General features: G+C 48.0%; 21 protein-coding genes and 1 tRNA gene. 7 read left to right on the top strand and 15 right to left on the bottom strand.

The features are described 5' to 3' along the window. Positions 1-113: 113 nt before the first annotated feature. From BM318_RS03740 to BM318_RS03730, 3 genes are all read right to left on the bottom strand, one after another. Positions 114-542, bottom strand: a complete 429-nt coding sequence (locus BM318_RS03740; protein ID WP_092980790.1) for an HYC_CC_PP family protein — start codon at positions 540-542, stop codon at positions 114-116. A gap of 144 nt (positions 543-686) precedes the next feature. Then, on the bottom strand, positions 687-2,993 hold the full coding sequence (locus BM318_RS03735; protein ID WP_092980789.1) for a relaxase/mobilization nuclease domain-containing protein: 2,307 nt from the start codon (positions 2,991-2,993) through the stop codon (positions 687-689). Further along, positions 2,990-3,376 carry a MobC family plasmid mobilization relaxosome protein gene (locus BM318_RS03730; RefSeq protein ID WP_143099913.1) on the bottom strand — a complete coding sequence of 129 codons (387 nt, stop codon included), beginning with the start codon at positions 3,374-3,376 and terminating at the stop codon, positions 2,990-2,992. Before BM318_RS03730 ends, BM318_RS03735 begins: the two co-directional genes overlap by 4 nt. A 565-nt stretch (positions 3,377-3,941) precedes the next feature. On the opposite strand from BM318_RS03730, the gene BM318_RS03720 reads away from it, so the two are divergent. After that, entirely contained in the window at positions 3,942-4,445 is a 504-nt protein-coding gene (locus tag BM318_RS03720; protein ID WP_143099912.1) for a hypothetical protein, read from the top strand. 82 nt (positions 4,446-4,527) lie between these two features. Here the strand turns inward: BM318_RS03720 and BM318_RS03715 are convergent, their stop codons facing one another. The 9 genes from BM318_RS03715 to BM318_RS03675 all read right to left on the bottom strand — a co-directional run bounded on the left by BM318_RS03715 (position 4,528) and on the right by BM318_RS03675 (position 13,809). After that, positions 4,528-5,430 carry a nucleotidyl transferase AbiEii/AbiGii toxin family protein gene (locus BM318_RS03715; RefSeq protein WP_092980782.1) on the bottom strand — a complete coding sequence of 301 codons (903 nt, stop codon included), beginning with the start codon at positions 5,428-5,430 and terminating at the stop codon, positions 4,528-4,530. Further along, on the bottom strand, positions 5,417-6,190 hold the full coding sequence (locus tag BM318_RS03710; RefSeq protein WP_092980780.1) for a type IV toxin-antitoxin system AbiEi family antitoxin: 774 nt from the start codon (positions 6,188-6,190) through the stop codon (positions 5,417-5,419). The genes BM318_RS03715 and BM318_RS03710 overlap by 14 nt, the downstream gene beginning before the upstream one ends. Positions 6,191-6,300: 110 nt before the next feature. Next, positions 6,301-6,558: a hypothetical protein gene (locus BM318_RS03705; protein WP_092980778.1), complete on the bottom strand. Its 258-nt coding sequence runs from the start codon at positions 6,556-6,558 to the stop codon at positions 6,301-6,303. A gap of 2 nt (positions 6,559-6,560) precedes the next feature. Next, entirely contained in the window at positions 6,561-6,830 is a 270-nt protein-coding gene (locus BM318_RS03700) for a helix-turn-helix domain-containing protein (RefSeq protein ID WP_092980776.1), read from the bottom strand. Positions 6,831-6,979: 149 nt separating this feature from the next. After that, positions 6,980-7,056: transfer RNA gene (locus BM318_RS03695), tRNA-Asp, on the bottom strand. A gap of 201 nt (positions 7,057-7,257) precedes the next feature. Then, the gene (locus tag BM318_RS03690) at positions 7,258-8,187 is read right to left on the bottom strand and encodes a DUF58 domain-containing protein (protein WP_092980774.1); all 930 of its coding nucleotides are present in this window, start codon (positions 8,185-8,187) and stop codon (positions 7,258-7,260) included. Between the two features lie 167 nt (positions 8,188-8,354). After that, the gene (gene trxA / locus BM318_RS03685) at positions 8,355-8,672 is read right to left on the bottom strand and encodes a thioredoxin (protein WP_092980772.1); all 318 of its coding nucleotides are present in this window, start codon (positions 8,670-8,672) and stop codon (positions 8,355-8,357) included. Between the two features lie 87 nt (positions 8,673-8,759). Then, positions 8,760-13,154: a DNA polymerase III subunit alpha gene (gene dnaE, locus BM318_RS03680; RefSeq protein WP_092980770.1), complete on the bottom strand. Its 4,395-nt coding sequence runs from the start codon at positions 13,152-13,154 to the stop codon at positions 8,760-8,762. Positions 13,155-13,359: 205 nt separating this feature from the next. Further along, positions 13,360-13,809: a ferritin-like domain-containing protein gene (locus tag BM318_RS03675; protein WP_092980768.1), complete on the bottom strand. Its 450-nt coding sequence runs from the start codon at positions 13,807-13,809 to the stop codon at positions 13,360-13,362. A 320-nt stretch (positions 13,810-14,129) separates the two neighbouring features. Between BM318_RS03675 and BM318_RS03670 the strand changes: the two genes are divergently transcribed. From BM318_RS03670 to BM318_RS03655, 4 genes are all read left to right on the top strand, one after another. Further along, the gene (locus BM318_RS03670; RefSeq protein ID WP_092980766.1) at positions 14,130-14,732 is read left to right on the top strand and encodes a 30S ribosomal protein S16; all 603 of its coding nucleotides are present in this window, start codon (positions 14,130-14,132) and stop codon (positions 14,730-14,732) included. 11 nt (positions 14,733-14,743) lie between these two features. Further along, on the top strand, positions 14,744-15,274 hold the full coding sequence (gene rimM, locus BM318_RS03665; RefSeq protein ID WP_092980764.1) for a ribosome maturation factor RimM: 531 nt from the start codon (positions 14,744-14,746) through the stop codon (positions 15,272-15,274). Positions 15,275-15,365: 91 nt separating this feature from the next. Then, positions 15,366-16,802: a sulfatase family protein gene (locus BM318_RS03660; protein ID WP_245759727.1), complete on the top strand. Its 1,437-nt coding sequence runs from the start codon at positions 15,366-15,368 to the stop codon at positions 16,800-16,802. 140 nt (positions 16,803-16,942) lie between these two features. Next, a complete protein-coding gene (locus BM318_RS03655) occupies positions 16,943-18,121 on the top strand; it encodes an acyl-CoA dehydrogenase family protein (RefSeq protein ID WP_092980762.1) in 1,179 nt (392 codons plus the stop codon). 41 nt (positions 18,122-18,162) lie between these two features. Here the strand turns inward: BM318_RS03655 and BM318_RS03650 are convergent, their stop codons facing one another. Beyond that, entirely contained in the window at positions 18,163-19,218 is a 1,056-nt protein-coding gene (locus tag BM318_RS03650; protein ID WP_092980760.1) for a phosphotransferase enzyme family protein, read from the bottom strand. 24 nt (positions 19,219-19,242) lie between these two features. Beyond that, entirely contained in the window at positions 19,243-20,127 is an 885-nt protein-coding gene (locus BM318_RS03645; RefSeq protein WP_092980758.1) for a nucleotidyltransferase family protein, read from the bottom strand. Positions 20,128-20,262: 135 nt separating this feature from the next. On the opposite strand from BM318_RS03645, the gene BM318_RS03640 reads away from it, so the two are divergent. Both BM318_RS03640 and BM318_RS03635 read left to right on the top strand, forming a co-directional pair. Further along, positions 20,263-21,651, top strand: a complete 1,389-nt coding sequence (locus tag BM318_RS03640) for a Gfo/Idh/MocA family protein (RefSeq protein ID WP_092982055.1) — start codon at positions 20,263-20,265, stop codon at positions 21,649-21,651. A gap of 160 nt (positions 21,652-21,811) precedes the next feature. Next, complete coding sequence (locus tag BM318_RS03635; protein WP_092980756.1) at positions 21,812-22,969, top strand: homogentisate 1,2-dioxygenase; 1,158 nt, start codon at positions 21,812-21,814, stop codon at positions 22,967-22,969. A gap of 14 nt (positions 22,970-22,983) precedes the next feature. On the opposite strand, the gene hutG is transcribed toward BM318_RS03635, so the two are convergent. Next, positions 22,984-23,979 (bottom strand): formimidoylglutamase, encoded by a 996-nt coding sequence (gene hutG / locus BM318_RS03630; RefSeq protein ID WP_092980754.1) that lies wholly within the window; start codon positions 23,977-23,979, stop codon positions 22,984-22,986. Positions 23,980-24,019: the final 40 nt, after the last annotated feature.

The following is a 24,019-nucleotide window of genomic DNA, read 5'->3' as shown; positions in this document are numbered from 1 at the left end:
TTTGATAATTAGACAGTAATGCATGACGTGCGTGATAGACAACACGTTTTGCCCAGATGAAGGAGTTTCATTGGGCTTCTTGCCTACAAAAAGAGTAGGCTACTGACTAAAAATCAAATTAAAAAGGTCTGGTGTAGTACCTGTACATCCCGTATCAGGGGAGGTGGTGCATAGTCCTTAAAGGGAACTATATTCTCGTCAAATCCTTCAAAAAGGTTGACATAAGAATAAACGAAAGAGGTGAGGAAAATTTGTTGATCAAATGAAAGCTGGTCAAAGGACAATTTTAAATCGTCTTGCCCTTCGAAAACAACCTCGACATCCGAACAACAGTCCATTTCCATGTCCATATCCGGCATGGAACACTGGCTTTGAGGTTTGGCTTTCTCAGCTTTCATCATACACGTATCCACTTTTTGTATGAAGCTAAAATCTACCAAATGGTCTCCACAATAGTGCATTTCCACTGAAAAGGACATCGTGGAAAACAGCACTAAAAGTGCCATTGAAAGGGATGTTATTTTCTGAAAGACTTCTCTCATCTAAATACAAAACTACAAATATTTAACATTCGTATAGTGACTTTAAGAAATGTTTAGTTTACGCTAATGATTTAGAAGCGGGGTTATGAAAGGACGTTATTTGGAAAACCAGACTTTTTCGGCATTGAATTAGAAATCAGGTTTTTAAAATGAAAGCCCCCTGCCTCTTTTCTTGCGCTTCTTCCAATCGGTCAGCTCATCCTTGAACCCATTATAGGCTTCCTCTATGTTCTCATCTCTGTTGTCCAACAAGGAACTTAAGGTAGCAGCACTTTTTCTGAGAACACGATTGTGTTCTATCGTGGATTTTTTGGTGATGGCCTCCCGTATCGCTTTTTGAAGTCCGTTTTCCAAATGGTGCTGAACTATTTCTTTGTGCAAGTTTGGATCGATGTTCTCTTTGGTGAACATATAGGCGACACTATTGTACAGTCCCTTTTCAGTCAAATAGCCTGCCCATAAGTTTTTGAGATTGTCCCTACCATCTTCTACCAAACCATTCATGACCTTATCCTGTTCTTGTAATACTAAAGCCAAATTGGGAATGGAATCCAGATAACGGCCCGTCCTTTTCGATAGAGTGTAGCTAGCACTATGGTTTGTGTAAATCGATTTGACCCTGAATCCCTTTTCTCCCTTTTCAAAATAGAACCCCTTGGCGTTGAAAAAAGCGACATAGTCCTTTGGGGATTTTTCAAATGGCGCATGTACTCGCTCGGCGTATTTCACATAGGCTTCCAAGGCAATGGTATCAAATTGCTGCTTATGATTGTTGTTCATACGCTCGAAGAGCCGTGGAAATACCATCGGCAGGAAAATGGCGGTCGCAGTTGGCTTTTTACGGTTTTCTAGATTCTCTTCTGTGAGCATCTCTAACACCAGATGGTTCTCGCGCACAGAGGCCTTGGAAACGTAATCTTCCATGCTATTGGGAAAGTCGAGCTTTCCTATATGAGCGGGCAGGCTATGCTTATTGGAATCTGCAAACAAAATTTCATTGTCGTGGTAGCGAACCCCCAACGACTGGAAAAGGTGCCTGACACTTCCCCCTTTTGTGCCCACATTGAAGACTTGCTTTTCCAATACCTTGCCTATGAGCCTGAACTTGTTCTTTAAGGTTTCTTCCTCTTTTTTTGTTTCTCGTATGTACAGTTCATCCCTGACCTTCGGATAGGCATTGGCAAAGACCCTTTTGAGATATTCCTTTTGGTCTTTTGGAACGTATCGGTGCAGGAACAAAAAGCTTTTAGATTCCAATAAATGTGTGGAAACTTTTTTGGGATTGATTCTGGCAATGTAATCTGAATACAGTCCTTCCTGCTTTTGGGATTTTATATAGGAGGTGCGAAAGGCTTCCTTTAGCAATTTATGGACTTCCAGTTTAAACTGTTTGTTCTCGATGTCGATTGTCGTTGGTACATCATCATTCCCGAAAATGTCCATACGATTCAGCATGCGGATGTCCTTGCTGAGTTCCCTTTCCCTGAAAACATACCGAGATTTGTCAAAAATGGTATATCCCTCGATGGTATCGCCTTTCGTATCAAGTTTTATATCGATGTTCTGGTATTTCCTGAGCACTTCTTCCAGATCGTGCGGCTTGATAGTCTTGAAAAGATTATAGGTGGTCTCTATCTGTTTGAGCAAGCGTTTCCGATGCATTGGCAGCTGCTTTGACCTTGAATGGATATCGAACATCTTTTGCAGTTTCGGGCCGCTCAATTGTCGGTGTACCTTGGAGCCGTTGATGAACCTAGTACGATAGCCCTGTTGGTTGTTTAGACCATAGGCCACTCCAATCCGACCGGATTTGCTCTTGGTCTGCTTTATTTCGATATGATAGGGCCTGACGAGTCTCGCCAATTCTTCGAAGCTTCGCACCTTATATTTTTGGAGGATAGTGTTCAAAACGTCCTGAATGTAGAACCTCGTTCCTTGGGTGTTGTCCACATCTAATTTCAGCTCCGGTAATCGGTAAAGCGGAAGTTCCCTTTCCTGTTTGGTGCTTGGGGATGGCGATAGGCCGTACTTTCTTTCGAGGGCCTGGTGTGCCGCAATGTTCCTGCGATAGCTGTTGAAGATGCTGAGCACCTTTCCGTCTTCCTTTACGTTGGTGGTCACGATATGTACATGCTCGTGCTTGGTATCCGTATGCCTGACTACGACGTAGGGCTGTTCCCCATACCCCATGCTGTCCATGTATTCCTTCGATATTTTGAAGAAGGTCGCGTCGTCAAGATGTTCCCCATGGGGAAGGTTCAGACTGATATGGGCATATCGGTTCTTGGTGGCGTTGCGCTGTCCCTGAAAATGCAGTACGCTCCCGAAAAACTTTGGCGTGATGTCTTGGGAAAATGTGTTTCCATAACCGAGTATTCGCATACCTCCCTTGCCGAGAACATAGTTCAACGTTCCCTGACAGGTCTCGCCATAAATGATGTTTCCAATCATCCTGTTTTTTCCTCATTTATAATTTCCACGAGTTCCAGCAACAGTCCGTTCGTCCTCTGTATTTCATCTTGCAGGCCCGTGTTCGGGTTTTTCAAATTCTTATGGTGTGCCAGCTTGACCAGTTGGTTGATGTTGTTGCCAATTTTATTGATTTGGTATGCCAGGTTTGAGGTATCGGGAAGCCTGTCTTTTTCATCGGCTTTTTGGTTAAGTACCAACCTTCTTAACAGGGGGCTTATTGTTCCCCGTTTTGAAATATCCAGAGCAAACGATTCGCATAGTACCTTCAATTTTGCGTATTCCGAATCGTTGAAACGGAGCATTACGTTATGGTACCGCTTCTTTTTCCCCAACCGTTTTCGGCCTCTTTTCCGTTGTTCCATTTTTGCTGATTTTTCAGGGCAAACACTTCGCCAGAAGTAGACAATTCTAAGTAACTTAGAATATAGCTCGCTATCCGTTCCACGGATAAATATAAGTGATTGATTTTGATTATAACTATTTAATAATCAAATATTTATATCATAAAATCATATCAAACCATTTGAGTTCAAATGGGTACAGCATTAACTTTTAAATGGTCTCATATGGAAGTTGATAATCTTGGAAAAGGGTATAGTCTTGCCTTGGTTTTTTGTGGGTAGGGGGAAAAAAGTTCAAGCGGCTTTTTCAGCCGCTTGTGCTTTTGCGCTGGCCGAGGGGGTCGGGCAAAACTGGAACGGAAAGACTTCATGGTCGGACCGGCGAAGCGTGTTCGAACGGGAAGGATTGGAGTGAAATTTTTGTGCGACTTCCGCAGCTGCCTGGGAATATATGAATGGATATAAAAGTTAAAAATGAGTACTACTCCTTCTTTAAAATCTCCACTCGGTATCTTTGAGTAATCCCCAGATTCGAACATCCATTAGCAAGAAAATTCATAGCCTTTTGATCAGTATCAGCGATAAAATGTTCATCACAAAAGAGGTCAATTCGGTCACGGTAGCCTATTTCAAAAAGATAGTGCTCCGTAAACTATTGATGGAATTTTCCTTTGAACCGCAATCAAATAACAGGGCTATTACCGACTTGTTCGAAAGTGTTAACTATTACGGATTTGACTTGCCTTACGAAATTGAACTGGCCTTATTTGAAATGCTATGGTGTTTTAAAAACAATCTGAAAAAAGAGGAAGAAATCACTTTGTATTTCTGGGGTGTGAACCAGAAATATTTGTATTATTTGGAAGGTTTCGAATATGATGCTGCTGTTGGTTCCGAAACAAACTTCGATAAAGAATTCGGCAGGTCTCTCGCGTATAAGATTTACGAACCCAATGCAAGCGGTCTAGAACAGGAAACCATTGAGGAACTCAAAGTGCTCCTATGTAATTTCGCCGATGAGTTCGATTTGTCGCTGGTGGATGAATATACCTATGAAAATATTTTAGAAGTTATGGATATGTATTGTTAATCATCAAATAACCCCGTGCCTGTTTTCTAGTTCAAAATTATACTTACGTGATAACGGATTGCCATATGAGGCGTGTTCAAGACTATGTTGATACTACAAGCGCACTTTTTAAGAGACTTAGCTGCTCCTTATGCTTTTCTAGATTGGATTCCCTTAGTTTTTGAAGATTTTGCAATTTCCATTGCACGGCAGGGTAATCTCCAAAATCGAATAAACTCCAATCGGGAGTACCATTTTGGAAACTCAGTAGAAATTCCTTGTCCTTGTCGGTAAGATTCTCATGAATGGTTTTGATGAGCAAACTTCTCGTAGTCTCAAAATCTTCATAAGTGAATTCTTCTTCACTCATGCCCTCAAATTGATTGCTCATTGCCGAACGCTGGTCAATAAGATTTGGATTCAGAAGTTCATGAATCGGTCGCTTGCTGCTTAAAAGGCCAAAAAGAAATCCGGTTTTGATTTGCTCTGTAAAGCCCTCATTTTCGAGAAGAAGTTTGACATCGAACAAATCTCTAGGGTGTTGGCGGTCGAGTGCAGCACATATTTTTCCGCCGTAAAGTTGACCGATGGGTACAACTTGAATTTCGCAAAAGGCATCAAAAGTTTCTTGGGCTGTCTCGCACAATATCATGGTAACGGGCGGTTCCATGGTTCCACGCATGGCCTGATTGACTTCCAGTTTTATTTGAGCCTCCCCATTCGATATTTGAAGTTTCAGATTTTCAGGCTTATGTACAATCCTGACATCTGTTGCTATTGCTTCCACATTGTCCTTTATTCGCCCCAAGGCACCGTTGATATTTTCAAATGAGGTTTCCCTGTCCTCCAAGGTGATATAAGTGAGATCAATGTCCACCGATAGTCTGGGCATCTCTCTAACGAATAGATTGATGGCCGTTCCCCCGTGTAGTGCAAAACAGTCTTCCTTTGCCACTTCGGGCAGCACGGTCAACAATAAAGATACCTGTGGTTTATAATTCGCCATTTTCAAGCTCTTTCGGGACGGTTATTTTATATTTTCTATTGTAAATGCCATCTTCTACGATGCTTCGTTTACCGCTTCCCAAATCTATAATCTCAGTTTTAATATGTTGGAACCAACTGTGATTGGCCTTTTCAGCCATATAGAGAAAAAGGCGTTTGACCTTTATCGAGCTGCAGTTTTCCAATAGGTTCTGGATCAGATCGGGCCTCAGATTATTCAAGCCCTCCATCAATTGGTAACACTCTAGCAATGTTTGCTTTTTGGGTGCTAGATAAAGACACTCCATCAATGCCCTTGCCGCGTTGGAAACCTTGATTGAAAACGTTTTTAGCTCAATCTCGGTAAGTCCGATATCCGAGGGCAAAAAAGAAGAACTGTGATAGTCCAGTTTTATGCCCCAATCGTACCGCACACACCAAGCGGGCAAACGCTCGGCTTTGCCGCCAAAGAGGGTCGCCCTTTTTTGGGATAGCTCCAAATAATGTGATTTTCCAAGAAGTGCTAGAGCAGTTTTACCCCCGGGATGGATTAATAAACCTGCCTGTTTCTGTAGGGCATAGATGGCCCCTTCGTAGCCAACATCTTCTCCTGAACGTATCATGGCTCCGGTACCAATAGACGTAAACCAATCGCTCTTACGATACCTCTTTTGCAAGTCAAGACTATAACCTTGCGTTACCAACCAAGAAGATAAGTACACGATGCCCGAAGGATGTGAACTCAACAGTTGGTTTATTTTTAATTTGGAATCGGTACTCATGGTACCAAAATACGTAATTTTTTAAACCCGTTTAAGGAATTGGTTTAAAAAAATTAAATTTTCGGTACTTATAGTACCTAAATAACTAAATAAGCGAACTGAATTTAGTGTCAAAGACCTAAACCCTTGCCCCTGCTCTTTTTTCGAGATTTACTTTTTGTTTCGTCAATGGATTTATTTTGCCGTTTATTTATGGAAAGCTTGGCTTCATCAATAAATTGCTGCATACCCAAATGCATAGGATTATCTGGCATTATCTTTTCTTGATTCTCAAATATCAATGTTTTTAGATTCAACTCCTCCGCAACTCGATAACCAAGATTAAAAGCACTTTTGAATTTTTCGTCAACCTTGTTTTCTTCTTCCATAGTTAAAATGTTTCTCTGGCGTGTTTCTCGATATATTCCATAATGGAGTCCCTGTCGTAAAGGATAATCTTTTTTTGGGGCTGGGAAAACCTGATTTTTCCCTCATCCCTCAATTTTTGAAGGGTGGTCGTAGATTTTATTTTAAGGATTGACATGGCCTCTTCTCCATCAATCCATTTTTCTTTATTGTCTTTCCGGTTGGATTCAATGTGTTCAACCACCTTATCGAAAAGGGCATAAAAAGCTTCTTTTTGAACACAGATGACTTCCATAGTAATTATTGGCTGACCTATTTATAGTCTCAATATATGACTTTTTTAGTCTTATTTAAAATATTGATTATTAAACCCTTGAATGTTTATAAATAGTTTATAAATGGAGAAATAAAAAAGCCCCCACATCTGTGAGGGCTTGATTTTATTGGCGGTCTGGACGGGACTCGAACCCGCGACCCCCTGCGTGACAGGCAGGTATTCTAACCAACTGAACTACCAGACCAAGTTTCTAACCCTTACGGGATTCTAACAACAGTTAGTTTTACAGAAATTGTCAGTGCTTTTGTGCAAAAGCGTGGGCAAATATAAGTTACTTCTGTGTATCGGCAAATAAAAAATTCAATTTGTGCGACAGCAGATCAGACTTTATCGGTGAACTTCCGGGCTGAAACTTTGGATGGGCTGGATACCGTGAAGCGTAGGACTAGGTAAAACGCTGCCGTTCTACGAGGAAGGTGTTAAACACCCTGGCAAAAGGCTGGGCAATATCCACCCCGCTATATTTGATTTGATATTTCGCGCAAACCTGTTTCAATTCCTCAATATAGGCTGCCATATGCTCCTGATACTGCCGGCGGACCTGCTCGGGAAATAAGTCAATAGTTGCGCCGCTTTCCACATCGGTAAAGCGCCTTGGGGAATTCTCAAAATCAAAGGCAATTTCCGTAGCCTTATCGGTTAGGTGGAAGAGGATAACATCGTGTTTGTTGTACTTCAGGTGCCTGAGGGCTTCAAAGAGTTCTTCGTCCTGGGCATTGTCCTGGAACATATCGGTAAAGAGCGCTACCAGGCTGCGACGTTTTAGCTTTTCCGCGATTTGATGGAGGTAGGTAGGCAGTTCCGTTTTCCGGGAATCGCCCTGACTTTGCCCGACTTCAGAAAGTGCGGCCAGCAGCATTTGATAATGGCGCTCGCTACCCTTTTCCCCGGCGTAATAGGCATAGGTATCTGAAAATACGCTCAGACCTACCGCATCGCGTTGCTTTTTGAGCAGTTCCATAAGGGCGGCAGCAGCCAGTACGGCAAAGCCCATTTTGTTTAAATGATCCAGGTCTAGCCGGGGAACCTGGGGGTAGTACATCGAAGCGCTGTTGTCGAGGATCAGGTGGCACCGCAGGTTGGTTTCCTCCTCATAGCGTTTGGTGTAGAGTTTATCGGTGCGGGCGAAAAGCTTCCAGTCGATGTGTTTGGTGCTTTCCCCGGGGTTGTAGATTTTGTGTTCAGCAAATTCTGCAGAGTAGCCGTGAAAAGGACTTTTATGTATCCCACTGATATACCCTTCCACCACCTGCCGCGCCAGCAATTGCAGGTTATCGAATAAAGGGGCTTTGTTAAGCTCAGATTTGAGAATCATGTAGTAAAGATACGAAACAGCGAGGCTGCAAAAACCAAGCAGGCGGTGTCTCGCTGAAAGCCGCCGCTAGTGCTTAAAACAAAACCCCGGGCATAGCGCCCGGGGTTTTTATCATCATCAAATTATGGAAAGGATGAAGCCTTTAATGCGGAAGAAAAATTTCGCGCTTAAAGGGCAGCATCAATAGCGTCAGCATAGACTTTCTTAGGGCTAACACCAACCTGTCGGTTAACGATTTCCCCATTTTTAAAGACCAGCACGGTAGGAATGTTGCGCACGCCATACTTAGCGGCGAACTGCTGATTTACATCAACATCTACCTTACCCACTACAGCTTTTCCTTCATATTCTGTGCTTAGTTCTTCGATGATCGGTCCTACCATGCGGCAAGGGCCACACCAGGCTGCCCAAAAGTCTACCATTACTGGTTTATCGCTTTTGAGTACGACCTCGTCAAAACTAGCGTCTGTTATTTCTAATGCCATGATTGCAACTGTTTTAATTACTGCAAAGTTAGTCAATAATTGGCTCGAAGCCTTACACGGGCAGTATTCGTTTTACCGATGGCCCGATCAATTCAATTTATAGTGCACCTCCTGTTCTACCAGGGAGTTAAGTAGCTCAGAACTAATGTGTACTTTTTGTTTCCGACTGGCCAGGTTTACCTTAATGGCATCTTCCATTTCGTAGACCGTAAAACTCAAAGGGTGCTTTCCTTTAAAACTCCTCAGGGTATCCTGCAACCGCTGGATGCGTTCTTCCTGAAGTTGGTCGATATCGAGTTGAATCGTGAGCTTACGGGCAAAGGTCTCCATCACATCCTGCAATAACATGATGTTGTTGAATTGCAGTCGGGGATCTCCTTGCTTGCCCGTTTCCCGGTTTACCCAGCCTTCCCGAACGAAAACCTTCAGGTAAATAAAACCGTTTATGGTAAGGAAATGCCGGAATTTCAGGTATTCCTCCCCAAAAATCCGGAACTCATAACTCTCGGAATAATCCTCCAGGGTAAAGGCGGCCCAACCTTTTCCATTGCGCGATACGCGGTGTTGCACATCGGTAATGATGCCAGCCAGGGAGAGTTCACGATTCAGGAGTTGTGATAAATCATTCAGGGCAACAATTTCCCCATTGCAGAAGGATTTGATTTCCACCTGGAAGTCGTCCAGCGGATGGCCGGAAATATAGATTCCCACCACTTCTTTTTCCCGTTTCAGGGTTTCCAGGGTGCCCCAGGGCGGGCAGGGAGGAATCTCCGGTTCAGCTATCTGGACATCACTGTTTTCGCCGAACAGGCTTACCTGGGCGGAATTCTGACTCTCCTGGAAGCGCGCCCCGAAGCGCATGATTTTCTCCAGGAAGCTTACCCCGTCCGGGTTGCAATGGAAATACTGGGCGCGGTGGGCCGTACTCAAGGAATCAAAACCACCGGCCAGGGCCAGGTTCTCAAAAGCCTTTTTATTGGCAGCCCGTAAATCGACCCGTTTGACCAGGTCAAATAGTGAGCTGTAGTTCCCAGATGCTTTGCGTTCTTCGACAATCGCTTCCACGGCCGAGCGGCCAACGCCTTTGATTGCACCCATCCCAAAACGAACCTGGTTCTCTTTGTTCACGGCGAACTTGTAATAGGATTCGTTGACATCCGGCCCCAAAACGTCGAGCCCCATGCGGCGACATTCCTCCATAAAGAACGTCACCTGCTTAATGTCGTTCATGTTGTTGGAAAGCACCGCGGCCATGTATTCGGCCGGGTAGTGCGCTTTCAGATAAGCCGTCTGATAGGCGATATAGGCGTAACAGGTGGAGTGGCTCTTGTTAAAGGCATAAGAGGCGAAGGCTTCCCAATCCTTCCAGATCTTTTCCAGGACTTCCCTGGGATGACCATTAGCTTCCCCGCCATCGAGAAATTTTGGTTTGAGTTTTTGCAGGAGGGCAAAGATCTTTTTACCCATTGCTTTCCGGAGGACATCGGCTTCACCCTTACTGAATCCTGCTAGCTTCTGGGAGAGCAGCATCACCTGCTCCTGGTAAACGGTTATCCCGTAGGTTTCCTTCAGGTTCTCTTCCATTTCCGGGAGGTCATAGGAAATCTCCTCCTTCCCGTGTTTTCGGGCAATGAAACTGGGGATGTATTCCATGGGGCCCGGGCGGTACAGGGCATTCATGGCAATCAGGTCGTCAAAGACCGTTGGTTTCAGGTCCTTGAGGTGCTTTTGCATCCCGGGGGATTCGTATTGGAAGATCCCCACAGTTTCCCCGCGCTGGAAAAGCTCATAGGTCTTTTCGTCGTCCAGGGGGAAGTCGTCCGGGACGAGCTCGATTCCCTGCCGGGCCTTGACAATTTTTACGGTATCCTTGATTAGGGTCAGGGTTTTAAGCCCCAGGAAATCCATTTTCAAAAGGCCGGCGCTCTCCACCACCGAGTTGTCGAACTGGGTCACGTACAGGTCGGAATCCTTAGCCGTGGCCACCGGGACAAACTTGGTGATATCGTCCGGGGTAATAATGACCCCGCAGGCGTGAATCCCCGTATTCCGCACGGAGCCCTCGAGCACCCGCGCCATGTTCACCGTTTGTGCCTCCAGGTCTTCCCCTTCGGAAATATTGAGTAGCTCGTTGACCTTGGAGAGGTCATCGGATCGGAATTTCTGGCGTAATTCGGCTTCGGGCTTTCCAAAGATCTTCCCGAGTTTGGTCATATTCGGGATCAGTTTGGCGATCCGGTCGGCATCATTCAGGGGCAAATCCAGGACCCGGGCGGTATCCCGGATAGACGACTTCGCTGCCATGGTGCCATAGGTTATGATCTGGGCTACCTGGTTGGCACCATATTTTTCAATCACATAGTCCATGACTTTAGAGCGGCCTTCGTCGTCAAAGTCGATATCGATATCGGGCATGCTCACCCGGTCGGGATTCAGGAACCGCTCAAAAAGCAGGTCGTACTTTAAGGGGTCAATATTGGTAATCCCAAGACAGTAAGCAACCACGGACCCGGCTGCTGATCCGCGTCCGGGACCTACAGAAACACCCATATTCCGCGCTTCCCGGATAAAGTCTTCTACAATGAGGAAGTAGCCTGGATATCCGGAATTCGCAATGGTCTGTAACTCAAAATCGATACGCTCCTGTTTTTCGGCATCTACCTCTCCGTAACGGGCCTCCGCTCCTTTGTAGGTGATGTGTCTCAGGTAAGCGTTCTCCCCGCGTTTCCCTCCGTCCTGTTCATCTTCAGGGACCTGGAATTCCTCGGGAATTTCAAATTTGGGCAGCAAGACATCGCGTGCCAGGTCAAAGGGTTCGATCTTTTCAATGATCTCGGGAATGGACTGAATACTTTCCGGCAAATCCTTAAAAAGGGCCTTCATAGCATCGTCCGATTTGAAATAGTATTCCTGGTTCGGCAGACCAAAACGGTAGCCGCGTCCCCTGCCTATTGGTGTGGCCTGTTTTTCCCCTTCCTTCACACAGAGCAGGATGTCGTGGGCTTCTGCGTCCTCTTTCTCGCAGTAGTAGGTATTGTTGGTGGCGACCAGTTTTACCCCGTGCTTTTGCGCCAGGTTTACCAGGGATCGGTTGGCGCGATCTTCGTCTTCCTGTCCGTGACGCATCAGCTCTATATAGAGGTCGTCGCCAAAAGCTTCTTTCCACCAGAGCAGGGCTTCTTCGGCCTGTTTTTCCCCCTGGTTCAGGATTTTCGAAGGAACCTCCCCGTAGAGGTTTCCGGTAAGTACAATCAGATCGTCCTTGTGGGCGAGGACCACTTCCCGGTCTATTCGGGGCACGTAGTAAAAGCCTTCCGTATAGGCGATGGACGACATCTTCGCCAGGTTGTGATACCCCTTTTTATTCTTTGCCAGGAAAACCACCTGGTAGCCGTAATCTTTGTGGGAACGATCGTGACGGTCGTTGCAGACGAAAAACTCGCAACCGATGATGGGGACCAGTGGTTTCGGACTTTCGGAATCCGATTCCTCCACCCCTCCGGCTTCTGCAGCAGCTTCCTGCGCCGCAGCAATTTTTTGATTATGTGCCTTGACTTCCTTTACAAAGTGGAAGGCGCCCATCATGTTGGCATGATCCGTCAGGGCAACGGCCGGCATCTTGTGTTTGGCTGCCGCAGCCACCAGATCTGCGACTGCAATGGTAGACTGCAGGACGGAGAACTGACTGTGATTATGCAGGTGGGCAAAACCAACCGATTCCAGCGCCTCTTCATTTTCCTGTATTTCGGCCTGGGAAGGTCCCTGGATTGTTTCCTCCTTTTTTAGGAGTCGTGCCGATGCCTTTTTAAGATTAACGTGCTTGAGTCCTATTGGAGCAATCGGCTCAGGATTGTTACGCTTGAATTCCCGGTAATAATCCGGCCCCTGGTTTAGTTGGCTGAGGGGGTAGGATTCCCGGCGCAACAATTCCAGAAAACAACGGGTAGTAGCCTCTACATCGGCAGTAGCGTTGTGGGCTTCCCCGAATGGCTCTCCAAAGAGGAATTCGTGCAGCTCAGTAAGGGTGGGTAGCTTGAATTTCCCACCTCTTCCTCCTGGCAGCTGGCAAAGGGCAGCCGTTTCCTCCGTACAGGTGTCGAGAACCGGAAGTTCGGATAGTGGGTCTGCACCGCGGAAACGGAAATACTCCGATCCCATAACGTTGATGTCAAAGCCTACGTTCTGACCGACCAGAAATTTTGTCCGCGACAGCGCCTGATCAAAGGCGTCGAGCACTTCCTGCATGGGTAACCCTTCCTCTTGGGCCAGTTGGGTGGAAATCCCGTGGATTTGTTCCGCTTCGTAAGGGATATTGAACCCTTCCGGCTGGATCAGGGCATCGTATTGTTCCAGCAGATTCCCCTGGGCATCGTGCAATTGCCAGGCGATCTGTACACAACGCGGCCAGTTGTCTAGGTCACTAACAGGGGCATCCCATCGCTTGGGGAGCCCGGTGGTTTCGGTATCAAAAATCAGGTACATAGGTTCGCCGGTTGCAAGGGTTAAAAATATGGAAATACCTCCTTTAGATAAAGCCTACTTTTTAGGAGTTATCAACTGGGGTCGAGCGACCGTAAAAGATCCTGTGGATCTTTTACAGCGAGGAGCCAGCTGGTGCGCTGGCAAAAAAAATCCCGACTCATGGCCGGGATTCTTTCGGTTAGGGTTTATTTATAGTGCCAAAGTCTTAGGCTACTGCAGTCTCAAAACGCTTAGCTGTTTCGAGGGCGGCCTTAATGGCATCGCGCTGCTTGGTGAGCAAGTTTTCCGTGCTCATTGGCAAGGTAGTTTCCTTGAGGATTTCGTTGTATTCCTCCAGGCTTGCTTTTTCGCCGCGTTCAACTTCTTCGAGGATTCTCTCTGTATCGTTGTTGCTCAGGGTGGAAGTCAGGTTCATCCAGATTCTGTGCATGTCCCCTTTAAAACTTCCGCCTTTATCCGGCAATTGTCCGAACTCCGAAATTTCATTCTTGAGTTCATGCCCGAAATTGTAGCGCTGTTGTACTTTATCGTTTAAAAACTTCTTGACCGCTGGGTTTTCTACCTTGTCGGCAGCCAGGCGATAGCCTTTTTCCGCGTCATAAGTTTTTTCGAGTAATTCATTTAATTTATTGGAAATCTTTTCCGAATACTTCATTAATCTATCTTCATTTTAAATTCTGGGTGGCTTACCGTCTTTCGGTAACACCATATATAGTATAAGAATTAACTATCGGAAAATCAAGCGATTAACATAGTTTAACAAAGGAGCGGCACCCTTTAACACTTTGAGCCCCTGCATCGCCGGATTAAGCGGATCGCACCCCTTCGGGATCACCAGTTTTCTCCAGGGAGAGGCCTAATAAAAAACTATAGGATATAGTGAGACTTCTATAAAAGAAATGTATATTTGCACCCGCTTTTTAAGCAAATAATGAATTAATAACCGGGGTCGGGAACCTCAAAATTTAATGTGATATGCCCGTAAGAATTAGATTGCAACGCCATGGTAAAAAAGGAAAACCTTTCTACTGGATCGTGGCTGCAGACGCCCGCGCAAAACGCGACGGACGTTTCCTCCAGAAATTAGGAATTTACAATCCAAATACCAATCCTGCTACTATTGAGCTGGATGTGGATCAGTCTGTGGAATGGCTCAACAATGGAGCTCAGCCCAGCGAAACTGCTCGTCGTATCCTTTCCTATAAAGGAGTAATGATGAAGCACCACCTCCTGGGTGGCGTTCGCAAAGGTGCTTTCAGCGAAGAGGAAGCTGAAAAGAAATTCCAGGCCTGGCTTACCGACAAGGAGCAAAAAATCCTTGCAAAGTCTAAAGATCTGGAGAAAGCTAAAGAAGAAGCTCGCGCAAAAGCTCTGGAAGCTGAGAAAGAAGCTAACGAGAAACGCGCCGCCGCTGCTGCTGAAGCAGAACTGCCTGAAACTCCTGAAGGAGAAGCTGCAACCGAAGAGGTTGAAGCCGTTGCCAAAGCTCCAGCTCCTGAAGCAGAAGTAGCCGAAGCAGAAGCGCCAGAAGCTGTTGAAGAAGCTAAGGCCGAAGCTGCCGAGAGCGAAGAGGAATAAATTTGCCCGCCATGCGCAAGGAGGACTGTTTCTACCTCGGTAAGATTGTCTCCCGCCATGGTTATAAAGGCGATTTACTCGCAAAGCTGGATACCGACCAGCCAGGCGAATACGAAAATCTGGAATCAGTGTTTATTTCCCTTGGGAATACACTGGTTCCTTTTTTTATACGCCAAAGTCGCCTGCACAAGAGTGAATTACTTCGTCTGAGTTTTGAGGAGGTAAGCGGGGAGGATGCAGCCACCAAACTCATCGGAGCAGAACTATACCTGCCCCTGACACAGCTCCCGGAGCTATCCGGTAATCAATTCTACTACCATGAGGTTATCGGGTTTAGCCTGATTGATCGCCAGCATGGACACGTTGGCGAAATCAAAGGGGTCAATGACCAGAGTTCCCAGGTCCTTTTCATCGCAGAAAAAGACGGTAAGGAACTCCTGATTCCGGTAAGTGATCCCTTCCTGGAGCGGGTAGATCGAAAAGCCCGCGAAATCCACATCAATACCCCCGACGGTCTGATTGACCTGTTCCTGAATCCCTAGCTGGCACCGCATTACCCTGGCTGCTGCAATCGCGGCCTGCGTAGCGAATCCCCGATTTAAATTTGCGTACATTCCGATAAAATTACCTGTAGTGTTTACCGCTCCGCATCTCTACCTGTATCTGTTACTGTTGGCCTTATCGGGACAGCGCCCTGCAATGGATCTTACCCGAGGAACGCAGCAGCCTCCAAATGTTGTCCTGATTTTTATGGACGATATGGGCTATGGCGACATAGGCGTTTTTGGAGCAAAAGACATCCCAACCCCGAATATGGACGGCATCGCCGCGGATGGGGTACAACTCACAAATTTCTATGCAGCCCAACCAGTTTGCTCGGCTTCACGGGCAGCTTTACTTACCGGTTGCTATCCCAACCGGATTGGTATTCACAATGCATTGATGCCGAATAGTCCGGTGGGAATTAATCCGGAGGAAGAAACCCTGGCAGAATTAATGCAGGCCAAAGGGTACCGCACAGGGATCTTTGGGAAATGGCACCTGGGCGATGCAATTGAATTTCTGCCCACCCGACATGGGTTCGATGAATATTTTGGCATTCCCTATTCCAATGATATGTGGCCCCTGCACCCGCAACAGGGACCGGTCTTTGATTTCCCTCCCTTACCGCTTTACGAGCAGGAGCAGGTGATCGATACCCTGACCGACCAAACAACGCTTACCATGGCGCTAACCCAAAAGAGCGTTGCATTTATTGAAAGAAACAAAGCACGTCCTTTCTTCCTATATGTTCCCCATCCGCAACCCCATGTACCCCTGTATGTATCGGATCGTTTTAAAGGAAAAAGCGGACGGGGCTTGTACGGGGATGTGATTATGGAGCTCGATTGGTCGGTAGGAGAAATCCTGAAGGCCCTGGAGCGTTCAGGACTATCCGATAATACTATAGTAATGGTTACCTCCGATAACGGTCCCTGGCTGTCCTATGGCAATCATGCTGGGAGTGCCGGAGAATTACGCGAGGGGAAGGGTACGAACTGGGAAGGTGGTGTGCGAGAGCCTTTTGTAATGAAGTATCCCGCGGGAATTAAAGCAGGACAGCTTATTGATCAGCCAGTGATGGCCATTGATATACTGCCTACACTGGTGCAGGCTTGTGGCCTGGCCCTACCTGGTAAAAAAATCGATGGCAATTCCATATGGCCCTTATTAAGTGGCAACACATCGGAGGCACCGGAGCGTCCGTATTTCTATTACTACCGCGTCAATGAATTGCAAGCGGTACGGCTTGGGGAGTGGAAATTGCTCTTACCACACCGCTACCGATCTATGAAAGGACAACCACCGGGGGGCGATGGGTTACCCGGGGAATACACCCACTTTGAAGTTAAGCAACCCGAACTCTACCGGCTCTCGGATGACCCGGCTGAATCCCAGGATCTTGCAGACGCCTACCCCGAAAAAGTAAGTGAGCTTCTGGCATTGGCGGAGGCGATGCGGCAGGAATTAGGAGATGCGCTCACCGGTGCTGAAGGTAAGGCGCGCCGGGAACCTGGCCGGGTGGATTGATATGTCGCTGAGAATGCAGAACTTTGTAAAAAATTGCACCTAAAACGAGCAGTAATTGCCACTACTCGTTAAATATGAAACATTTTGGACGTCAGATGTGATATTTCCATACATTTGATGTCGTCAAAAAATAGCCGAAGATGAAGCCCGACTTATTCGAATCTCCCGATTATTACAACCTGGACGACCTGCTTAGCGAGGAACATAAACTGGTCCGTGATGCTGCCCGTAGTTGGGTAAAGCGGGCCGTGAGTCCGATTATTGAGGACTATGCGCAGCGAGCTGAATTCCCGAACGAAATTATAGCCGGCCTGGCAGAAATTGGAGCCTTTGGCCCGTATATCCCCGAGGAATATGGTGGTGCTGGATTGGATCAGATCAGTTATGGCTTGATCATGCAGGAAATAGAACGGGGCGATAGTGGGGTCCGCTCAACGGCGTCGGTACAGTCGTCCCTGGTCATGTACCCGATCTTTGCTTATGGTACCGAGGAGCAGCGCAAAAGATTCCTGCCCGACCTGGCTTCCGGAAAAAAGATGGGCTGTTTTGGGCTTACCGAACCGGATCACGGCTCGAACCCTGGAGGGATGGTTACGCGCTTTGCAGATAAGGGCGATCATTACCTCCTCAATGGGGCAAAGCTCTGGATTTCCAATTCCCCCTTTGCGGATCTGGCCGTAGTATGGGCTAAGAATGAAGAGGGTCGGATTCACGGACTAATTGTGGAACGCGGCATGGAAGGATTTTCCACGCCCGAAACCCACAATAAATGGTCCCTGCGTGCATCTGCCACCGGGGAACTGATTTTCGATAATGTCAAGGTGCCCAAGGAGAATCTGCTGCCCGGTAAGAACGGATTGGGTGCCCCGCTGGGCTGCCTGGATTCTGCCCGTTATGGGATTGCCTGGGGAGCTATTGGTGCGGCCATGGATTGCTACGACACCGCCCTGCGGTATGCAAAAGAACGCAGCCAGTTTGGGAAACCAATCGCAAGCTTCCAGTTGCAACAAAAGAAGCTTGCCGAAATGATTACTGAAATCACCAAAGCACAGCTCCTGGCCTTCCGCCTGGGACAACTCAAAAACGAAGGTCGGGCCACTACAGCACAGATTTCTATGGCCAAACGGAACAATGTGGACATGGCCCTGAAAATTGCCCGCGAAGCCCGTCAGGTTCTCGGGGGAATGGGGATTACCGGCGAGTATTCCATCATGCGCCACATGATGAATCTGGAATCCGTGATCACCTACGAGGGTACCCACGATATCCACTTGCTGATAACCGGTGCGGATATAACTGGGATCAGTGCTTTTAAATAAGGACTTGCTCTCGTCCGGTTAGCCCTTTCAGTTTAATTGGCCTAATCGAGTACGGATCTTGCCAGTTGCTTAAGGTTGTCCATGTCCTGGTGTACCAACCTGGCTGTGGTGATCAGGTTACTGGCACGTACTAAATTCTGCTCGGGATGGACCACGCGATAGTGCCGATCGCCTTCGAGATAGTCCGTTAAGCCACGAATCCCATGCAACAAGGGCATAAGGAATGCCGATTCAGCCACTACTCCTTTTTCTGCAGGCGTCATGTAAAGACCAGAGCTTGCCAGACCCTGGCAAAAGACTTCAAAGTATTCCGGTCGTAAGTATAGCTCCTTGTAATTTGGATGGTCTTCGGCAAAGGGCTGGATAAGCATCCGGAGGATATCGCCCAAATCGTAAAGTAAATACCCGGGCATAATGGTATCTAAATCGACCAGGCAGCGTCCTTTATCCGAAGCTTCGTCGAAAAGGAAATTACTCAGTTTGGTATCGTTATGACACAGTCGCAAGGGCAGGCTTTCCCACGGAAAATAATCGAAATAGCGGGCCAATTCCCCAACCTGTGAGATCCAGGGGGAAGCTTTTTGCATTCTTTCCCGGGCTGCCGATTCCTCAGCTAGCCGGAGTTGTTCCAGGCGGACTTCCAGATTATGAAAATCCACGAGCACAGGTGGAAAGGAATTCACGTCCACGCCTTCCAGCAATTGGTGAAATCTCCCTACAATCCGGCCGCATTCAAAGGCAATTTCCGGATTGTCTGTATGGCCATAACTGCGAGAGTTTTCCACAAAGGAAAGCAAGCGCCACGGAGCGTTCGTGTTATCGCGAATAAAGGACTCCCCGGAGGAAGCCGGGATCAATTGGATGGGATGGTAATCCGGGGCCTGTAGTAAGGGGAGCACCCGCTGCAAGTTCTCCATCAGCGGATCTATATCCGGAAAAACAGCCAGGCTGATTTGCTGCAATAAACGATCCGGAAACCCCGGAGCACACAGGAGATAGGACTGATTGATATAGCCTTCCTGCATGGGAGCAAGCCGGGCACTTTCGGGAGTGTACCCATAGGCCCGGAGGATGGCAGCTAACGAATCAGTTTCCACTACAGCATACTATTAGCTATTGGTTCAGGACCAGAGTGGGGAGGGGTACGCCCCATCCTGGCTCAGTTTAGCCAGGGCATCCATTGCGCTCTGCTTGTCTTCAGAGTAGGTAACTCCGAACCATTGGCTCTCGGCAGGGATCACCGCAACCTCGGCCTTTCCCGCCTGGAGCATATCCTGAATAACAAAAGGAATATAGATTTCACCTTTGGATGGATCTTCAGATTCCTCCAGGAAATGGCGAAAATCAGTTTCGATCTGTGGGAATATCGAGGGCTGGCAAACCCAGAAATTCATACTGACCAGAGTGTTGCCTTCAAACTCGAGTCCGCTATCCGAATCGACAATCCGATCTCCCTGTCGCTCAATCTGAGTACGCTCGACCACAGAAACCAATTGATTCCCATTACGGCTGCAAACGCCACGACTTACCGAACCATATGGGCTCAGGGTATCCTCCAAAGTATAGGCTACCAAACCGAAAGCTCCGGTTTCTTCGGAATCCTTCATAAAGCGGGCCGAATGTTCAAAGGCCGGTTGCCCGTAATAGTCATCTGCATTCAGAACGGCAAAAGGACCGTCGATAACCTCCCGTGCAGTCCAAACGGCATGGGCGGTTCCCCAGGGTTTCGGCCGCTCTCCCTCGAAGGTAATACCCTCGGGCAGGTCGGTCAGTTCCTGTGCCAGGACATCGAGTTTTATAGCTTCCGGCAATCGCCCTGAAAAGTAATCTTTCAGGTAGTCGACATTGTCCTTTTGGGTTATCAGCACAATATGCTCAAATCCATTTTTGATCGCATCGTAAATGCTGAATTCCATCAGGAATTCTCCTTGGGGTCCAAAGGAATCGAACTGTTTTAGTTTGCCGTAGCGGCTGCCTCGTCCGGCGGCCATCAATAATAGGGTCATTGTTAGTTATTGTTTAGGGGTCGAAATCCGACGCAAAAATACCATTTTGAACAGGAACGAAAGGACCGCCGCTTTATTTCCTATATTTCGGATATCTATCCCGATTTATTCAACCAGCAACACAGCATGCCCGCCATGAAATCACGCAGAAAATTTATCAGACAAACCGCAGGGGCTGCCGCCGCCCTTGGTCTTTTCCCGTCTACTACATTAGCTGCTGGCCACCCGGAGCAAGCAGCGGCATTTAAAGGATTCCCCTACACTGAAGGGATGTTACGAGTGGGCCTGATTGGCGTGGGCCTTAGAGGGACCAACCACCTGAACAACCTGATTTTGCGCGACGATGTTCAGGTAACCTCAATCTGTGATACCGATCCAACGCGTCTTTCACTGGCGGAACACCTCTTAGCTAAAGCGGGGAAGCCCAAAGCCGTTATGCTGGGGGAAAGCGACTACGACTATCGGAATTTACTGGAGCGGGACGACGTGGACGCTGTGATCATTTCCACCCCCTGGAACTGGCATACTCCTATGGCTGTCGATAGTATGAAAGCGGGTAAATATACCGGCTTGGAAGTCTCAGCGGCTACCACGCTCGAAGAGTGCTGGGATCTGGTCAATACTCACGAGGCCAGTGGGTCGCACCTCATGTTGTTGGAGAATGTCAATTACCGGAGGGATATCCTGGCCGTCTTAAATATGGTTCGCGAAGGGGTTTTCGGGGAATTGGTCCATTTCCGCTGTGGGTATCAGCACGATCTTAGGGAGGTTAAATTCAACAATGGCAAACAACCCTACGGAGGCGGCGTGGAATTTGGAGAAAAGGCTATATCCGAGGCCCGCTGGAGGACCCAGTATTCCTTGAGCAGGAATGCGGATGTGTATCCCACCCATGGACTGGGACCAATTGCGGCCATGGCCGATATCAATCGGGGAAACCGGATGGTGAGCCTAACTTCCTCGGCCACCAAAGCCATAGGATTGCACAACCACATTGTTTCCAAGGGAGGAGCCGACCACCCCAACGCCTCCCTGAAATTCAAACAGGGTGACGTAATCACCACAACAGTGACTACCGCCCGGGGGGAAACGATCATTATAACCCACGATTGCAATTTACCGCGTCCCTATTCGCTGGGCTTCCGGGTTCAGGGAGTCAACGGACTGTGGGAAGTAGATGGCAACCGCATCTATGTAGAAGGCCAGTCCGATCCCCACCGTTGGGATGTGGCCAGCGAATGGCTGGAGCGTTATGACCACCCGCTTTGGAAGAAGTATGGGGAATACGCAACAGGTGCCGGACATGGGGGCATGGACTTCTTTGTCCTGCATGCCTTTGTGGAATCGGCCAAGCAGGGGGTGGCACCTCCTATCGATGCTTACGACGCCGCAGCCTGGTCAGTGATCACACCTTTATCGGAACGTTCTATTGCCGCTGGGGGCGAACCCCAGTTTATTCCAGACTTTACCCGGGGCCAATGGCAATACCGCCAACCCTACGCCTGGATCAAGGATAGTTATTAGGAATCAAAATCTTTATTATCTTTGCCTCGTTGTGTTGTAATCCCTTCGGGGATTCGAGGTCAACGGCAACCAATGCCGTATTCAATGAAAGGCTTTCCGATAAGGGAGGCTTTTTTTGTTTCTTCGTATTTTTAGGGCAGCAGAAAAAAGCTTCAGCACTATGCCGCTCTATCACAAATTGGGTAAGATTCCCCATAAAAGACACACCACATTCCGCAAGGCCGACGGTACCCTGCACTATGAGCAATTGTTCGGGACTATTGGTTTCGATGGAATGTCCTCCCTGCTCTATCACCTCCACCGGCCAACTCAGGTTAGTGAGATTACCAAAACACTGGATTATTCCCCTCGTGCAGCCGTGCAATACAATATGCATTCCCGCTTGCTGAAAGGCCTGGAGCTACCTCCCACCGATGATTATCTCGACAGCCGGAAAGTGGTACTCTTTAACTCGGATGTGCATATTACGCTGGCAGCTCCCCGAAAGTCTCAAACTGAATATTTTTACAAAAATGCCGATGCCGACGAGCTCTTGTTTATCCACGAGGGTTCGGGGACACTCAAAACCCTGATGGGAGACCTCTCATTTAGTTATGGGGATTATCTATTGATCCCCAGGGGGATGATCTATCAAATTCATTTCGATAGTCCTGATAACCGCTTATTCATTGTGGAATCCTATCATCCGATCTATACCCCCAAACGGTACCGGAACTGGTTTGGGCAGCATCTGGAGCATTCCCCATTTTGCGAGCGGGACTTCCGCCTGCCGGAAAACCTTCAGGCCCACGACGAAAAAGGCGAATTCCTGATGAAGGTTAAGAAGCAAGGGCAATTGCACCACATGGTTTACGCCACCCATCCGTTCGACGTGGTGGGCTGGGACGGCTACAATTATCCCTATGCGTTTTCCATCCACGATTTTGAACCCATAACGGGCCGTGTCCACCAACCGCCACCCGTACACCAAACGTTCGAGACCAGTGCCTTTGTGGTTTGTTCTTTTGTTCCCCGCTTGTATGATTACCACCCGGAAGCGATCCCGGCCCCTTACAACCATTCGAATATCGACTCGGATGAGGTGCTCTATTATGTAGACGGCGACTTCATGAGCCGCAAGGGTATCGACAAGGGCTATATTTCTTTGCATCCCGCAGGAATCCCACATGGCCCACACCCGGGGACTTACGAGGCCAGTATTGGTAAAAAGGGAACGGAGGAACTCGCGGTGATGGTAGATACCTTCAAGCCGCTTATGGTCACTCAGACCGCACTCGACCTGGACGACGGGAAGTATTACAAATCCTGGCTGGAGTAGTTGGAATCGCCGCCTTAGCGAACTTCCTTCCGCTTATGTAATATCCGATGCGCCAAACCAGCTGCAAGGGCTGCGGTTTGGTTATCCCGGTCATAAGTGGGATTTAATTCTGCAAGATCCGCACCCAATAGTTTTCCGCTTGCAAGCACCCGATCCAGAAAGGGATATACTTCAATAGGGGAGAAGCCCAGTGGAGAAGCCGCACTGACGCCCGGGGCAAAGGCCGAAGCGAATCCGTCGAGATCAATGGTCAGATACAGGTAATCCTGGTTGGCAAGAAATTCCTCAAAACGGGGCAGGGAATCTTCCAGGGCATCTCTATAAACCATCAGGACATCGAGTTCACGTGCCCGGTTCAGGAGTTCCGGAATATTGGCATCCTCGCGTACCCCGATACAGGCGTAATCAAAGGCTCGTTGTTTTGCCTTGCAATCCTGGGAGATCTGGTAAAAGGGAGATCCGGAATGCGCCGCATCCCCCGGCAAGCGCAAATCCAGATGCGCATCGAAGTTGATGATACCCAGCTTTTGATCTGGTGAGATTGCACTGCTCAATCCTGTGTAATGCGCATATGCGATATCGTGACCCCCTCCTACGGCCAGGGAAAAGTTCCCGGCTTTTATGTTTTCCATAACGATTTTGGAGAAGCCGGCCTGTAGGCCTGAAAGGTCGTCTCCCTGATGCGTCAGATCCCCTAGATCAATTAGTTGCTGACTTCCCAGGTGCCAGGGCAGTTTAGCCAGCGCGCTACGAAAGGCCTCAGGGCCCTGCGCTGCCCCAACCCTCCCGGAATTTCGGGCTACGCCCAGGTCGCTGGCATACCCAAGGATAAACGCTGATTTGGCTTTAGAGGCTGCTGAGTCGCTACCCGGTCCGGTAGGGTCACTACCCAATCGGCTGGTCTCCCCCTCGAGGGCCAAACAGTGCACATTTTCATGCAGATACTCCTTTGACGAAGAGCTGCGCCCATGCCACAGGTCGGGATTAGGAGGAAGGTATTGAAAGCTCACAGCACTTTGGTATTATGCGTTACTGATTAGTTTTTGCGTT

Origin of the sequence: Robiginitalea myxolifaciens (assembly GCF_900115205.1) — a bacterium.
In the GTDB taxonomy this organism is placed as follows: domain Bacteria; phylum Bacteroidota; class Bacteroidia; order Flavobacteriales; family Flavobacteriaceae; genus Robiginitalea; species Robiginitalea myxolifaciens.
The sequence above is the reverse complement of the archived record's forward strand: the minus strand, read 5'-3'. Positions and strand labels throughout refer to the sequence as shown.

Coding starts and splice junctions, on each gene's coding strand:
- BM318_RS03740 (WP_092980790.1), bottom strand. CDS start 542: ATGAGAGAAGTCTTTCAGAAAATAACATCCCTTTCAATGGCACTTTTA.
- BM318_RS03735 (WP_092980789.1), bottom strand. CDS start 2,993: ATGATTGGAAACATCATTTATGGCGAGACCTGTCAGGGAACGTTGAAC.
- BM318_RS03730 (WP_143099913.1), bottom strand. CDS start 3,376: ATGGAACAACGGAAAAGAGGCCGAAAACGGTTGGGGAAAAAGAAGCGG.
- BM318_RS03720 (WP_143099912.1), top strand. CDS start 3,942: ATGTTCATCACAAAAGAGGTCAATTCGGTCACGGTAGCCTATTTCAAA.
- BM318_RS03715 (WP_092980782.1), bottom strand. CDS start 5,430: ATGGCGAATTATAAACCACAGGTATCTTTATTGTTGACCGTGCTGCCC.
- BM318_RS03710 (WP_092980780.1), bottom strand. CDS start 6,190: ATGAGTACCGATTCCAAATTAAAAATAAACCAACTGTTGAGTTCACAT.
- BM318_RS03705 (WP_092980778.1), bottom strand. CDS start 6,558: ATGGAAGAAGAAAACAAGGTTGACGAAAAATTCAAAAGTGCTTTTAAT.
- BM318_RS03700 (WP_092980776.1), bottom strand. CDS start 6,830: ATGGAAGTCATCTGTGTTCAAAAAGAAGCTTTTTATGCCCTTTTCGAT.
- BM318_RS03690 (WP_092980774.1), bottom strand. CDS start 8,187: ATGATTCTCAAATCTGAGCTTAACAAAGCCCCTTTATTCGATAACCTG.
- trxA (WP_092980772.1), bottom strand. CDS start 8,672: ATGGCATTAGAAATAACAGACGCTAGTTTTGACGAGGTCGTACTCAAA.
- dnaE (WP_092980770.1), bottom strand. CDS start 13,154: ATGTACCTGATTTTTGATACCGAAACCACCGGGCTCCCCAAGCGATGG.
- BM318_RS03675 (WP_092980768.1), bottom strand. CDS start 13,809: ATGAAGTATTCGGAAAAGATTTCCAATAAATTAAATGAATTACTCGAA.
- BM318_RS03670 (WP_092980766.1), top strand. CDS start 14,130: ATGCCCGTAAGAATTAGATTGCAACGCCATGGTAAAAAAGGAAAACCT.
- rimM (WP_092980764.1), top strand. CDS start 14,744: ATGCGCAAGGAGGACTGTTTCTACCTCGGTAAGATTGTCTCCCGCCAT.
- BM318_RS03655 (WP_092980762.1), top strand. CDS start 16,943: ATGAAGCCCGACTTATTCGAATCTCCCGATTATTACAACCTGGACGAC.
- BM318_RS03645 (WP_092980758.1), bottom strand. CDS start 20,127: ATGACCCTATTATTGATGGCCGCCGGACGAGGCAGCCGCTACGGCAAA.
- BM318_RS03640 (WP_092982055.1), top strand. CDS start 20,263: ATGAAATCACGCAGAAAATTTATCAGACAAACCGCAGGGGCTGCCGCC.
- BM318_RS03635 (WP_092980756.1), top strand. CDS start 21,812: ATGCCGCTCTATCACAAATTGGGTAAGATTCCCCATAAAAGACACACC.